Origin of the sequence: Bradyrhizobium elkanii USDA 76 (assembly GCF_023278185.1) — a bacterium.
In the GTDB taxonomy this organism is placed as follows: domain Bacteria; phylum Pseudomonadota; class Alphaproteobacteria; order Rhizobiales; family Xanthobacteraceae; genus Bradyrhizobium; species Bradyrhizobium elkanii.
Map to the genome: position 1 here is coordinate 1,070,595 of NZ_CP066356.1, position 14,541 is coordinate 1,085,135.

Annotated in this window: 8 protein-coding genes; 6 read left to right on the forward strand and 2 right to left on the reverse strand. The window is 62.4% G+C overall.

Going from position 1 to position 14,541, the window contains the following annotated elements; genetic code table 11:
• Window positions 1–60 precede the first annotated feature (60 nt).
• The 4 genes from JEY66_RS05065 (at window position 61) to JEY66_RS05080 (ending at window position 5,317) form a co-directional block, all read left to right on the forward strand.
• Window positions 61–846, forward strand: a complete 786-nt coding sequence (locus JEY66_RS05065) for an EfeM/EfeO family lipoprotein (protein ID WP_016845251.1) — start codon at window positions 61–63, stop codon at window positions 844–846.
• Entirely contained in the window at window positions 843–2,219 is a 1,377-nt protein-coding gene (locus JEY66_RS05070) for a cytochrome c peroxidase (protein ID WP_016845252.1), read from the forward strand. The genes JEY66_RS05065 and JEY66_RS05070 overlap by 4 nt, the downstream gene beginning before the upstream one ends.
• Before the next feature lie 241 nt (window positions 2,220–2,460).
• Entirely contained in the window at window positions 2,461–4,512 is a 2,052-nt protein-coding gene (locus tag JEY66_RS05075) for an alkaline phosphatase family protein (RefSeq protein ID WP_016845253.1), read from the forward strand.
• Between the two features lie 118 nt (window positions 4,513–4,630).
• On the forward strand, window positions 4,631–5,317 hold the full coding sequence (locus JEY66_RS05080) for a hypothetical protein (protein ID WP_240536813.1): 687 nt from the start codon (window positions 4,631–4,633) through the stop codon (window positions 5,315–5,317).
• A gap of 12 nt (window positions 5,318–5,329) precedes the next feature.
• Here the strand turns inward: JEY66_RS05080 and JEY66_RS05085 are convergent, their stop codons facing one another.
• Window positions 5,330–6,760 carry a cytochrome c peroxidase gene (locus JEY66_RS05085; RefSeq protein WP_018268967.1) on the reverse strand — a complete coding sequence of 477 codons (1,431 nt, stop codon included), beginning with the start codon at window positions 6,758–6,760 and terminating at the stop codon, window positions 5,330–5,332.
• Window positions 6,761–7,066: 306 nt separating this feature from the next.
• Between JEY66_RS05085 and JEY66_RS05090 the strand changes: the two genes are divergently transcribed.
• Window positions 7,067–8,836: an alkaline phosphatase family protein gene (locus JEY66_RS05090; protein ID WP_018268966.1), complete on the forward strand. Its 1,770-nt coding sequence runs from the start codon at window positions 7,067–7,069 to the stop codon at window positions 8,834–8,836.
• Between the two features lie 88 nt (window positions 8,837–8,924).
• Here JEY66_RS05090 and JEY66_RS05095 read toward each other — a convergent pair whose 3' ends face one another.
• Window positions 8,925–13,424: a DUF5801 repeats-in-toxin domain-containing protein gene (locus tag JEY66_RS05095; protein ID WP_018268965.1), complete on the reverse strand. Its 4,500-nt coding sequence runs from the start codon at window positions 13,422–13,424 to the stop codon at window positions 8,925–8,927.
• Between the two features lie 444 nt (window positions 13,425–13,868).
• On the opposite strand from JEY66_RS05095, the gene JEY66_RS05100 reads away from it, so the two are divergent.
• Entirely contained in the window at window positions 13,869–14,522 is a 654-nt protein-coding gene (locus JEY66_RS05100) for a FecR family protein (protein WP_370145942.1), read from the forward strand.
• Window positions 14,523–14,541 lie beyond the last annotated feature (19 nt).

Genomic DNA, 14,541 nt, shown 5'->3' on the forward strand with positions numbered 1-14,541 from the left:
CGACAATAGTTCGCCCCGCTACATGCCGCGAGCCCTTCGTGGCAGACGAGTGGGTTGACTATGCACAAGATCCAGGTGGCGGCGTGCCTTGCTTTGCTGGCAGCGTTCGCAGGCGTGCGCGCCGCGAATGCCGGCGCTCTTGAGGAGGGCGCCGAGCGCTACCGACCATATTTGATCGAGGGTGTCGCCAGTGCGCTGACAGGCGCGCGCGCGCTGCGCGAGCGCGCCGCGGCGGCAGATTTGCCTGGAGCGAAGAAGGCCTGGCTGTCGGCGCGCGCCGGCTGGGAGCGCTCGGAGGTGTTCACCGCAGGCTTCGTGCCTGAGCTCGATGCGCAGATCGACGCCTGGCCGAACGCCGACAGCGGGTTCCATGCCATCGAGGCGAAACTGTTCGGAGCTGCCAGCACCGACGTTGCCGCCGATGCGACCGGCCTTGTCGAGCATCTGAACGATCTCCACGGCAAGCTCAAGGATATCAAGCTGACGCCGCAGGGCCTCCTGGATGGCACGGTGCGGCTCGCCTACGAGGTCGGAGAGAGCAAGGCCGATGGCGGCGAGTCGCGCATCAGCGGCACCTCGCTCGACGACATGCGCAACAACATCGCCGGCATCGATTTCGCCTACCACACGATCTTCTCGGCCGCGCTCAACACGGTCGACGGCAAGCTCGACGAGATGGTGACCAACCGGATCGAGCAGCTCGAAGCGATCGTCGCCACGCCCGACCTGCCGCATGTCAACATTGCCGATCTGCGCCAGACCAGCGAGGAACTGGTCGTTGCGTTGCAGAGCGCCTCGGCAAAGCTCGGGCTGCAACGGCCGACCCTGGAGGCCCAGGCGCGATGAGATCGCTTCACCTGCGTCTGGCTGCGCCGCTCTCCGGTGTCATCGCCCTGGCACTGCTCGGGCGTGCGGTGGCGTTTCCGGTCGACGGTGACAAGACCGTGCTGCCTGTTGCGACCGAGCTGAACGAGGATGCGCTCGACAAGCCGCGCGAGGTGTTCCAGTCCGAGCGGACCGGAGCCAAGTCCTATCTGGTGAATCTCGGCGATCTCGCGTTCAATTCGCCGGGGCTGCTCGGTGATGTGGCGAGACAGGCCGGCGTGAGCTGCGGCACCTGCCACGTCAATGGCGCGAACAACGCCAAATTCTTCATGCCGAAGATGTCGAGCCGGCCCGGCACGTTCGACACCACCGGTCCGCTGTTCAATCCGAAGGCCAACAATCTGGCGTTCGATCCCGTGCGGATCCCGAGCCTGCGCGGCGCCCGCTATCTTGCGCCCTACGGCGCAGACGGCCGCTTCGCCTCGCTGCGCGACTTCGTCCACAACGTCATCACCAGCGAATTCGCAGGTCCGGAGCCGTCGCCGGCAACGCTCGATGCGATCGTGGCGTATATTCACGACATCGAGTTCCTGCCCAATCCGAGCCTTGGTCCCGCCGGGCGGCTGGCCGGCAAGATCACCGACGCGGAGCGCCGCGGCGAAGCGCTGTTCGCGAAGCCGTTCCCGCACGATCCATCATTGAGTTGTGCGGGATGCCACGTTCCGTCGTCCGGCTTCGTCGATCACCAGCAGCACGACATCGGTTCCGGCGGCCTGTTCAAGACGCCGACGCTGCGCAACGCCGACTTCAACGCGCCGTACTTCCACGATGGCCGCTTCGACAATTACAACCAGGTTGTCGACTATTTCGACCGGACCTTTCAGCTCGACCTCTCGGCGCAGGGCAAGGACGACCTCGTTGCCTATCTCACGGCGGTCGGCGATGGCGTGCAGCCCTATGAGCGCGACGGTGCCGGTGCAACGCTGAAAGAGATCAACGATTTCTCAACGGTGCTCGCGACTGCGATTCCTGCCGGCGACAAGGACATCGTCGCACTTGCGGTCGATACGATCGGCCGCGAACTGCGCGAGTTGACCGAGCAATATCCCGATCGCAAGAACACCAGCGTCGCGGGCGGCGAGCAGCAGCGCGTACTTGCGCGCAACGGCCTCAAGGAGCTCGTGCTCACGCTGCGGCGAATCGAGATGGCGGTTGCGGCAGGGCGCAACGCGGATGCCGCAACCGAGTTCAGGAATTATCGCAATCTGATGGCTGCTGCAGTGCCTGCGCTGTTGGCCAGCGCCGAGCCATGGTCGCTATTCAATCAAGACGTGCATGACCAGCACTATGCTGCGCTTCGCCAGGTGATGCGCTCCAAGCACCTTTCGCACTGATTACGTTGTATTGCAGCGATTTTGCGATCTGCGGCGTAGCGCGGATGCTCAATCAATTTTCTATCATTGATTGCATAATTGAATCGTGGAGATGCGGCGCAGCGGCGGGTGTCTCCACAGAAAATATTTGAACGTTTCGAAATTTCTTGCGCGCTTTCACGTAAGCGAAAACCATGCGTCATATTGTCGCACTAAGCAGTGTGTGTTGCTAACCGCAAACACCCTGAGGTCGACAATGAGTTTGAATTACAAAAAGCACTGGCGAACCAGCACCGCGCTCTGCATCGCGTCAACGGTGCTCGTCGCAACAGCCGCATATGCCGCTCACTATCCGGGCGGTCGCAGTGATTGGGACAAGCGTCCGCATCACAATCACCAGGCGCACGAAGAGGGCGATCGTGCGAAGCATGAGAATCATGGCCATCATGGTGACGGCGATCACGGCGTGAAGACCGCGTCGCCGATCAAGCACGTCATCATTCTGATCGGTGAGAACCGCGGCCTTGATCACACCTTCGGTATCTACAAGCCGAAGGGCAAGGGGCAGACCATCTCTAACCTGTTGTCGAAGGGCATCGTCAACGAGGATGGAACGCCGGGACCGAACTTTGCGCTGGCGCAGCAGTCCTCGGTCGCGGGCCAGCCCTTGTACTATATCGGCGCACCGACGATCGGGAAGTCGCCCTACAACGCGACCAACCCGATGCCGCAGCCGAACACGGCCGGCACACCGACCGCGCAGAGCGACACCGGCGCTCCGTTCAAGACGATCGCCGAAGCCAGCGTCGAGAAGGACATGGACCCGGCCGATCTCGATATCCTCACCACCGGCTTCAGCGGCCTGCCGACCGGTGTGCTGGATACCCGCATTCCCGGCGCCGGTGGTCTGAACGGACCGTTCCAGCTGCAGGGCGAGCAGATCAGCGACGACGACTACACCGGCGACTCGACCCATCGCTTCTATCAGGATTGGCAGCAGGAAGACTGCAGCGCCGCCAACGCCACCAAGAAGAACAATTCGGGTTGCCTGAACGACCTGTTCCCGTTCGTGATGGCGACCTATTCGGCGTCCAACAAGAGCATGGCCAACTCGATGGGCTTCTACAACGCCCAGCAGGGTCAGGCTCCGGTCCTGAAGATGCTGGCCGACCGCTTCACCCTGAGCGACAACTTCCACCAGTCGTTCCACGGCGGCACCGGCGCGAACCACTTCATGCTCGGTACCGGCGACGCGGCCTTCTGGAGCGACGGCAAGGGCAATCCGGTGACGCCGCCGGCCAACCTGATCGCCAATCCGAATCCGGTCGCGGGTTCGGTCAACCGCTACACCGTCGATGGCAATTGGAGCAATTGCTCTGATGTCTTCCAGCCCGGCGTCAAGCCGATCGTCACCTACCTCAACAATCTGCCGTACGCGGCGGAGCCGAACTGCAAGCCCAACCACTACTACATGCTCAACAACGTCAACCCGGGCTATCTGCCGAACGGCGCGCTGTCGGGCGGCAACAACGTGCCGCCGTCGTCGGTTCGCACGATCGGCGATGCGCTCATGGAGAAGAACATCTCCTGGGCGTTCTATGGCGGCGCGTTTAACGACGCCGTGGCGCTTTCCAACGCCGCGGTTGCCGCCAATCCGTCGAACCCGAACCTCAGCGCCGCTGCGGTCGCCGATCCGGCGCACGCGCTCGGTGTTGCCTACTGCCAGATCTGCAATCCGTTCCAGTATGCGACCTCGATCATGGCCAATCCGGCCGTGCGCCAGGCTCACATGAAGGACACTGCCGATCTGATCACGGCGATCCAGAACAACACGCTGCCTGCGGTGTCGTTCGGCAAGCCGGACGGCCTGCTCGACGGTCATCCGCAGAGCTCGAAGGTTGATCTGTTCGAGGCCTATGTCCTGAACGTGCTCAACTCGCTGGACAACAATCCGGAGCTGAAGGCTGAAACCGCGGTCTTCATCACCTGGGACGAGGCCGGCGGCTATTGGGACTCCGGCTACCAGCAGTCCATCGACTTCTTCGGCGACGGACCGCGCATTCCGACCCTGATCCTTTCGCCCTATTCGACGGGCGGCAAGGTCAACCACAACTACGCCGACCACGTTTCGCTGCTGAAGTTCATCGAACGCAACTGGGCTCTCCAGCCGATCACGAACCGCAGCCGCGATAACCTGCCGAACCCGACCTACTCGAAGAACAACGAGTACGTTCCGACCAACAGCCCTGCATTGTCTGACTTGTTCGACGCGTTCGACTTCAGCAAGCCGGTCACGTTGTCCTACACCGAGTGATCAAGCTCTCGCCGACAGCGAGGTCTTGATTCCATCCGAGGGCGGCGCCGATCGAACCAATGGTTCGGTCGGCGCCGTCATGTTCTGTCCTCACCACCTGATCGACCGGAGACACGCGATGAAGCGCAACGAGAAGACATGCTCGATCAGCAGCAGCGTCGCGGCCGGGCTGCTTGCCGTCGCCATCCTGGCCGGCGCGGCGATCCCGGTCATGGCGCAGCAGTTTTCCGCCGACCTCGTCGCGAACAAGGACGATGCGGCAGCCGCCATGGGAGCCTTGCGGGTCTCCGGCGCAAAAGCACGGATCGAGACAAGCGCGCTGCCCGATGGCTTCTTCCTGATCGATACGCGCAAGCCCGCAGCCTATTTCGTCCGTCCGGCGGCACGGGTTTACATGGACGCGCGGCAATCGAGCCCGCTCACCCGGATGTTCATTCCGGTCGATCCGGATGATCCCTGCCGGCAATGGCTGGCGATGGCGCAGCTGTCCGCGCCGATTGACCTCGCGACGTGGCACTGCCAACGCGATGGAGAGGAAACCATCGCGGGGTACGACACCGACATCTTTCGAATCGCCGCGCCGCCCGGCTTGAGTTTTGTCGGCTGGATCGACCGAGCGCGCAAATTTCCGGTGCGGATCAAGACCGCGGATGGCACGGTGATCGCTGCCGATCACATCCGCGACGAGCCGCAGCCGGCGCAGACGTTTGAAATTCCCGCAGGCTTGCGCAAGTTCGACCCGCAAGCGCTGATCCGTCGGATCCGGCAGAGCGATGTGTGGGTTGAGCCGCCGGCTTCGGAGTGAGCACGCCGTCCGTCACTGCGACTGCTGGCTTGTTACCGGCAGGATCCGGCCGAGCGCCGTGTAGTGCGACTGATGCACGTCGCTGTTGAACAGCGACCAGGGTTCGGCCTTTTTCAGGGCGACGGGTACGTCGAAGTGCACCAGCTGCGCAAAGTTGCGATATTCGGCCATCGCATCGTCGATACGGCCGGCGGCGACGTCGAGATCAATGCGGCGCAGGGTGAGAACCAGGTCCTTCAGGATCGCGCGCGCCGCCAGCCGCTCGTCCTTGCCACCGATCGCGGTGTTCCTGATGTCCGGGATGCGCTCGGTCAGTTCGCGCAGCTCAGCCCCGACCCCGGTCACTGCCAGCGACACCACCGCAGTATCGGCAGCCGGGATCGCGACCTCGAGGACGCTCGAGAGCTCGAGTACCTCTTTCATCCGGAGCATAACGCCGTCCTTGTCGAACGGGCGTTCGCCGTCGCCGACCGCATTCAGATAAGCCACGAGGTCCTGGGTGTCCTGGGTCGACAGTTCGAGGTCGAACACGCGATCGAAATGATCGACCACCTGTTCATAGCTGCCGTAGCGGCCGTCGTGGAAATACGGGGCGTTGAAGTTGGCGTTCAGCAAAGTCGGCGTCTTGACCAGTCCACCGGATCCGACGTCGTGGCGCATCTGGTCGTTGAAGGTGCCACCCGGAACATGACAACCGGCGCAGCTCAGCTCGGCCTGCTTCGGGAACGGCTTGAAGAACAGCGCCTCGCCGCGGCGCTCGGCCAGGCTCGCCTGCGCGGCAAGCCTGCCGGCGGGTGCAATCTTCGGATTGGGGAGGAAATCGATATCGTTGATATAGGCGACGAGGCCGTCGAGAACTTCGTCGCGCGGCTTCGGACCGGAAAATTCATTGACGATGACATTATAGACGAAGTCGCGCAGCGAGGTGATGCGCCCGTCATGTCCGTAGGGGGCGAGGAAGCGGGCGCCGCGCAGGCTCGGAATCCTGACCGGATCGAGGATGCTGTTGAACGTCTTCGCGTTGAAGACAAGGCTGGTCGTATCGAAGGTGCCGGGGCGCGAAGATGCGCCCGGAACGAACAGTTTCGGGTTCGATGCGCCATTGACGTGACAGGTGCCGCAGCTCATCTCCGCCTGACGCGCCTTGCCGCCGAGGATGGAAGGCGAGTTGAACGCGAGATCGCCGAGATTGACCAAATAGGACTTTCGCCCGCCGATGGCTTCGGAATGAAAGAGTTCGCGCGGACGCGCCAGCGCCTCCTCGGAAAATTCGGTGCCGGCCGGCAGCACGGTCTGGTCGCCGCCGAGCGGGAACGCCGTCGCGCGCAACGGGAGCAGGGCAACGACGAGCGCCAGCCACGCGATCCGTGCCGGCCTGACGCCGCGATCGGCAGCTGCCGCACGATGGTTTCCGGAGCCGGATGCCAGAATATCCCAAGCCATTGCGCGAAAACGCCCCTGTCACAAATGCATATGCGCTGCCGTGCGTCGGAAGATGTCACGGAGGTGACAGTTTCCTGTCGGCAGGATCAATGACCATCTGACTGGATAGACGAATTTTGATTGCGGTTTGATGACGCTCGATCAGCGCACCGCAACGCAGTCTGCGTTCGACAGCATGAATGTCTGTTGGTGCGCGGGCATCTTTCCGCGCGTTTGCGCGCGCGTCGAAAAACAGTCATCCCAGCGAAATGTGTTTTGCATAGCGTGTAGCTCCATTTCTATTTCTTTCTAAATCAGGAGAGCACTATGCGGCTTTGGGGAGCCATTCCGGCGCTCGCGGTTGTTGCTGGCGCCGTTGCCATCTCGCCGGTAGCAAACGCAGAGAATTTGGTCGAAAAGATCGTTGATGAGTTCAAGCACGAGATCAGGGACGAGCTGCGCGATCTGCGGGATCGCGGCCATGAAGGCGTGCATCAATACAAGCACATCGTCGTCATCTATCAGGAGAACCACAGCTTCGATAACCTCTACGGCCATTGGGGCGACGTCGGCCGCGACCAGATCAACGGCATATCCTATGCCGATCAGGCGCACACCCTGCAGGTTCGGCAGGACAACCAGACCGTCTATGCCTGCCTGCTGCAGAACGACGTCAACCTGACCTCTCCGTCGCCGCAACCGACGAGCTGCACCGACAATACGGGCACGGTCGCGATCCTGAGCGCCTTCAAGAACAAGCCGTTCGAGATCAACGAGTTCATTCCGACCTCGGCCACCACCTGCCCGAAGCCGCTCGGCGCTTTCGCGGCTCACGGTTTCCTCAACGGCACCGGCGCGCCCGGCGGCTGCACCGCGGACATCGTGCACCGCTTCTACAGCGAGCAGTATCAGCTCAACGGCGGCCGGCAGAACCGCTACATGACCGGCAGCGATGCGGCCGGTCTGGTGATGGGCTATTACGACACCAAGAAGCTGCCGATCTACGGCTATCTCCACGGCCACGGCGCGCCGAACTACATCATCGCCGACAGTTTCTTCCAGGGCGCGTTCGGCGGTTCATTCCTCAACCACCAGTTCTTCGTCGCCGCCGCGGCGCCGCAGTTCGTCGGTGCCCTGAATGACGGCAGCGCCAACGACTTCCATTCGATCGTCGACGCCAACGGCATGCCGACCAGCACGCCGCTCTACACGCCGCTCTCGACCGTGAAGGATGCGCAGCTGACGGCGAAGTGCAATCAGGCCGGCCTGCCGGCGGGCCTCGCCTGCGGCGACTACGCGATCAACACCACGCAGCCGTTCTATCAGCCCTATTCGCCGGGAACCGCCGACATCAAGCGCCTGCCGCCGCTGCACACGCCGAACATCGGTGATCGGCTGTCGGCAAAGCGCGTTGATTGGGCCTGGTATTCGGGCGGCTGGTCGAACGCCAACGGCGACGTCGGCGCTTCGGGCTGGACCAACGGCAACGGCACGACCTGCACCGATCCGAACCATGTCTCCACGGCGGTGTTCCCGAACTGCCCGGACGTGGATTTCCAGTACCACCATCAGGCGTTCAACTACTTCGCCAACTACGCTCCCGGAACGCAGGCTCGCAAGGATCACCTGAAGGACGAGGCTGAGTTCATCCAGGCGGCCAGGACCGGTCGGCTGAAGCAGGTCAGCTTCATCAAGCCGATCGGCGAGGAGAACGAGCATCCGGGCTACACCAGCGAGTCCGAAGGCAGCCAGCATCTCGTCGATCTCGTCAAGGCGATCGTCGAGGGGCCGGATGGCAAGGACACGCTGATCGTCATCACCTATGACGAGTTCGGCGGGCAGTGGGACCACGTTCCGCCGCCGCCGTTCAACCGTCATGGTGCCGAAGCCAAGGCTGCGGATCAGTGGGGCCCGGGCACCCGCATTCCGGCGCTCCTGATCGCCAAGCGCTTCAACAAGTCGGGCGTCGCGCATGAGGACTTCGACACGACATCGATCCTCAAGATGCTCGAAAAGCGCTTCGACCTCGACCCGCTGGTGACGCGCCCGGTGCGCAGCCTCTCGGCGGCGCTGAAGGCCGGCGAGGGCTGGCACTGACACGAGAAACCCTTCTGGCCCGCGCCAACATTTGACGCGGGCCGGAGTTTGGCCACGCGCCCAAGGGGATCGCTGCACGAAGGGATCGCTACACGATCAGATCGTGTAGCGGATGGGTCACGACGGTGTCCGGCGTATGGTCCGGGAAGAAATCTGTTTGTGCCGGGATGGCCGGCCCCATTGCCGGCGTTCCACCAGCTGCAACTCCTTGCGCCAGCTGAAATCCGGCGGAGTCGTCGTGACCGAACCACGTTGGGCTTTGATCGAATTGTGAAGGGGACGAAGCTCCCTGCTGTTCAAGGCTCGGAAGCTCCTCCGCAAAATGAAAAGACTGCCCGGATGCTCCGCCGTCTACAAAGGGCAACACGGCCAGAGACAACGCCGCGTCCTCGTGGCCACTCGTTGACATCGGACTAACGTCGGGCGCTGGAGCGCTGGCGCCGACCGGCGGCGCGGGGCTGTCCGGGCTGGCGGCGAATATGAAGGCGTCCATCCCCGCCGTGTGGCACTGAATATCGACCTGAAGGTTACTCGTAGCCGAATCGCCGTCCGCATCGACCGCCGCCACATCGAACAGCAGGTCCGCATTGATGCTCGTCTTTTCGGTATAGCTGATGTTGTTGACCGCGAAGGTGGGACACCCGGCTTCCACCCGATCGTAGTCGACCTGGACTTGATTAAACGACCTGTCAACGTAAAGTGTATACGTCGTCGTCGCAGCATCAAAGGTGTAGGTGTCGATCAGCGAAGCATCCGATGTCTCCTGGACCACGAAGCCGGCACTGCCGCAGAGCGGCCTGGGAACATCGATGCAGAAGTCGTGAACATCGGCGCTGCCATCAAGAACCTTCAGGATCACACCGGCGGTGCCGTAGCCCTGCCATTCCGTGAGGTTGAAGCTGACCTGCGACTGCTTCTCGGTGAAGGCGAGATTCAACTGCTCGGCCGGGTCCATTTGCAGTCCACTATCGCCGACTGCGATACCGCAGTCCGATGCCTTGACATCGAGCGGATGGCCGGCGCAGTCGGATCCGGTAATCACCAGCTGTCCGTCCGGAGCAGTCAATGACGGCGTGCCGCAGATCGGGGCATCAAAATCGGAACCGCTGACGGTGACGTCCTTCGACGGCCCGGCGTGCTCGAGATCAAAGCAGAAGGTTCCATCCGGATCGATCAGCAATTTGAAATAAGGATCGTCCAGCCTGCCGCCGCAATCGGCAAGATACGCGTCAAGTTCGACGCCGCCGCCCACCTCATGGGTCGTATAGTAGAAGCTGTAATCATCGCCATGTCCGGTGACGTGCACCGCGGTAATGCCGTTGCCCAGACATGACGTGGCCAGATCATATCCCGTGCAACCGACTGGACCGTTGTGGATGGCAACGAACATCGCGGCATCGCCATCCGCGCCGAAATTGATATCGTAGGTGCCTGTCGCAGTCTGATGGTCCTGAGCGGCGACGAAGGTCTCCGGGAAGCCGCAAATGATCGGGTGATCGTCCGTGATCGTCAGTTGCTTGCCGAGGTCGATGCACGCGCTCTGGAAGTCGCCGTCCTTGTCCGTGATGGTGGCAACCAGGCTTACGACGCCGGCGGTCAGCGACACGGCTTCGCCACTGTCAGGGCCGGCGCAGGACGGATGCGTCACCGCGCGATATTCGGTGAAGGTGACGCATCCCGTGACCGGATCAACCGCGATGGTGAATGCCAGCGCCCCGCTTGCTGTGCCGACATGGCCTTCGATGGTGTTGCCGTTCAGAACCAGCACGTCGGAGCAGCCGGTATGCGAATCGATCAGACCGGATGGGGTGCAGTCACCTCCGTTGATCGTCAGTGCATAGTGAGTCGTCGCGCCGTCGGCGCCCTGGAACGAAGTGAACGCCGTCGAGAAATCGGCGGAAATTTTCGTCAGCGCCGCATCCGGCGCCGAGCCCGCGACGTGGTCGTCCAGCGCCGTTGCCGTCAGGTGCGTCTCGCTCAGCGTGAGCGACGGAGCGTTGCAATTGGCCCGGATGCAGGGGCCATCGTCGCTGATGCTTAGGCTGCTGCCGAGGTCGAGGCTGGCGCTCTGGAAGTCGCCGTCCTTGTCCGTGATCGTGGCGTTCAGGCTCACGATGCCCGCGGCCAGCGAGACGGCTTCGCCGCTGTCCGGGCTGGTGCCGAGCGGCTGCTCCACCGGCCGGTAGTCGGTGAAGGTGACACGTCCCGTGGCCGGATCGAGCGTGATGATGAATGCCAGTGTGCCGTTGGTCGCGCCGACGCGGCCTTCGATCGTGTTGCCGTTCAGAACCAGCAGGTCGGCGAGGCCGGTATGCGAGTCGATCAGCCCCGACGCCGTGCCGTTGCCGCCGGTGATCGTCAGCGCGTAGCGGATGGTCGCGCCATCGGCGCCTTGCACCGAGGTGAACGCCGTCGAGAAATCGGCGGAAGTCGTCGTCAACGCCGCGTTCGGTGCCGAGCCGGCGATGTGGTCATCCAGCGCCGTTGCCGTCAGATGCGTCTCGCTCAGCGTCAGCGACGGGGCGGTGCCCGCCGCCTCGATGCGCGGGCCATCGTCCGTGATCGTCAGCTGCTTGCCGAGATCGATGCTGAGATCCTGGTACTGGCCGTCGCTCTCCGTGACCGTTGCGATCAGGTTGACGAGGCCGGTCCCCAGCGCGATCCCTTCGCCGCCGTCAGGGCTGGTGCCCGACGATTGTTCCACCGCGCGGTGCTCGACGAAGGTCACGCGGCCCGTGGCCGGGTCAACCGTGATAGTGAATGCGAGCGCCCCGCTTGCTGTGCCGACATGGCCTTCGATGGTATTGCCGTTCAGAACCAGCAGGTCAGCGAGACCGGTGTGCGAGTCGATCAGCCCTGACGCCGTACCGTTGCCGCCGGTGATCGTCAGTGCGTAGCTGACCGTCAGACCCGGTGCGGTGACGAATGCCGCCGAGAACTCGCCCGAGCTCGTCGTCAGCGCGGCATCGGGTGCCGAGCCGGCGATGTTGTCGTCCAGCGTCGTCGCCGTCAGATGGGTCTCGCTCAACGTCAGCGATGGCACCGTTCCGATCCCGATCAAGGGGCCATGGATGACGAGTGTCACCGTCTGCGGGGTACCGCCTATCGTGGTCACCGTGAAGCTGTCGGTCAGCGCGTCGCCGACATGGAGGGCTTGCACGGAGCTGTTGGCGTTGTCGAGCGTATAGGTCCACACCCCGGCCGTTGTCAGCGTGAATGAGCCGTAGCCACCAACGCTTGTCGTCGGCACGTTCACGGCGGTGAAGGTATTGACGGGATCGTCGACATCGGTGTCGGTGAGCGTGCCCTGTGCGATGAGCAGGCCGGGCGAGGCATGACTGACGCCGACCGCGCCCACCACCGAGCCGGCCTTGGTGCCGGAGATGATGGACGCGTCATCGGCGCCGAGGATGCTGATGTTGAAGCTCTCGCTGGCCGAGAGCGAGCCGTCCGAGACCGTGATCACGAAGCTCTGGGTCGTGTTGGCCTTCAGGGCGTTGATTGCGGTGTTGTTCGGAACGAAGGTGTAGTTTCCGGTGGCACTGTTGAGATAGAGCGTGCCAAATGTACCGACGCTCGACACGTCGTAGGTCGCCTGTCCCAGCACCGTATCGCCTGTGGCGCCTCCGCTGATGCCGAATTTCAGCGCGCCGCCCTTGATGCTGCTCGCGGAAAAGGTCCCGTTCGCCGCATTGAAATCGTCAAATATCACCGTATCGATTTCAGTCGGCCCCGATCCGAGGTTCAGCTTCGGCGGAGTCGGCGGCAGCTTGAAGAGATCATTTTTCGCGAAGATCGCGACCGGCAGCGGCCCGAGCGTATCTTGCACCGGCGACAGCGGGGACTGCTGAATAAAATTGATTGGTAGCAGCAGCTGGCCCCCTTCGAGAGCGGGCATGCCGGACCCTTTCGATGCCGGTCCTTTCTCGAAATAGGCAAGCGTCTCCTGTTGGGCCTCCCGTAATTCCTCCATGTGCGCAGGGGAATTCGTGGCATGGTTCACGCCGACGGAGGATCCTCTTCTGCTCAGAATGATCGTCTCTTCGGGATCCTCGACGATGATATGACGGGGGATCGCCTCCTTGGTCACGAGCTCGAACACGCCGTGGTGGAGGTCCTTGTATTTGATGCTGTCGTCGTCCAGGAACGTGACGTTCGGCTCCGCGGCGCGGGCGTCCTCCAGCAGCGAGAAAGTCAGGGCGGCCAACGACAGCATGCCGAGGCCGCTGGCCCGGATGGTGCCAACCGGTGTGTCAGCCGTCAGGACGGCAGATCCTGCCAGCCGGCTGCCGATGAGGCGGAAGAGGCTTCTGGCTTTCGCGAACGGGCCCGGCCGCAAGCTCCCACCGGGGGCTTGCGCGATGTCGCCCAATTCCAGCCGGGTACCGGCCGGCAAATTGAGCAGCCTGCCATCGACCAGGCGGATTTCGATCTGCCCGCCGGCTCCGACCTCGATGACGTCACCCTGGCGAACGGGATCGCCAGCTACGATTTGAATCGGTACGCCGCGGGCACGCGCGATCGTGCCGCAACCGATCGTCGTCCAAACAGTGCCAACCACACGGGGCGGCTGGCCCAAAACGGCCATGCACGCGTCCCCGAACTCTACGCCGGACGCAACAAACATTGGCTTTTTGCCTGTTAGGCAGTTCGAGCGGAAGGTGGCGCCGCAGTCTTTTTATTTTGGCTTGGTTCGGCCACGCGGCGAAAAACCCCGTGCCGTCAGCCATAGGCTTGTCCGCTGAAACGTCCTGATTGAAACCAAATTCGGCAGTAAAAATGGAATTCCAATACTATGGGGAGCCCTACGAAAAGGACAGAACAGTTGTCCTTTATCGCGCGTGCAGCCCCGCAAAATTAATAGTATGATTACCATGCAAATTGTCCACTTATTAATTTTTAGTCGAACTGCGTCAGGCATTTAGGCCTGTCTGCGACAACTCGTCTGGCACTCAAGGTCCTGCGGTCTCGGCCCGGTGGTCCCGATCACCATCGAGCCACGACACGACAAGATCTTCTCGTGGAGGGGATCGTGCGCATCCATTTGATTGTTCAATTGCTTGCAAGTTTCGTTCTGGCGCTCGCAACGCTCGCGCCCGGCCAGGTGCAGGCGCAAACCGAACCGGCCCAGCCCGCGGTCGACAATATTCAATTGAAATTCATCGGAAGGGTCGTCGCCGCCACCGGTTCGGTCACGATCGAGCATCCGAATGCAGTCGTCGTTCAGGCAGGGCTGCCTGGCAAACTGCCTCAGGCGCAGGTTGGCGACCCCGTTTATCTGGGCGACGTGGTGCAAACTGGAGCTGACGGACGCGTCGGGATCAATTTCTCCGACGGCACTTCGTTCAATCTGTCGAGCAACGCCAAGATGGCGATGACCGAGTTCGTGTACGACCCGAACGGCAAGTCGAACTCGACCTTGCTCAAACTGACCAATGGGACCTTCACCTTCGTTGCCGGCAACATTGCAAAGACCGGCGACATGAAGATCGACACCCCCGTGGCAACGATGGGCATTCGAGGCACCACGCCACGCATCGAGATATCGGACGATGGAACGGTGAAGTTCGCCACGCTCGTTGAAGAGGGCAAGAGCAAGGTCAGGAAGGTCGGGACACGAAAGCCGCAGCAACCTGAGCAAAACACCCTCCACAAGTTCAATCCAAACATCTGTCGAGGGTGCTAGGCCAGGCGCAGCCCGTTTC

What these genes read in the sequence shown, in the direction of transcription:
- JEY66_RS05090 (WP_018268966.1), top strand. Translation starts at nt 7,067, where the DNA reads ATGCGGCTTTGGGGAGCCATTCCGGCGCTCGCGGTTGTTGCTGGCGCC.
- JEY66_RS05085 (WP_018268967.1), bottom strand. Translation starts at nt 6,760, where the DNA reads ATGGCTTGGGATATTCTGGCATCCGGCTCCGGAAACCATCGTGCGGCA.
- JEY66_RS05070 (WP_016845252.1), top strand. Translation starts at nt 843, where the DNA reads ATGAGATCGCTTCACCTGCGTCTGGCTGCGCCGCTCTCCGGTGTCATC.
- JEY66_RS05095 (WP_018268965.1), bottom strand. Translation starts at nt 13,424, where the DNA reads ATGGCCGTTTTGGGCCAGCCGCCCCGTGTGGTTGGCACTGTTTGGACG.
- JEY66_RS05065 (WP_016845251.1), top strand. Translation starts at nt 61, where the DNA reads ATGCACAAGATCCAGGTGGCGGCGTGCCTTGCTTTGCTGGCAGCGTTC.
- JEY66_RS05080 (WP_240536813.1), top strand. Translation starts at nt 4,631, where the DNA reads ATGAAGCGCAACGAGAAGACATGCTCGATCAGCAGCAGCGTCGCGGCC.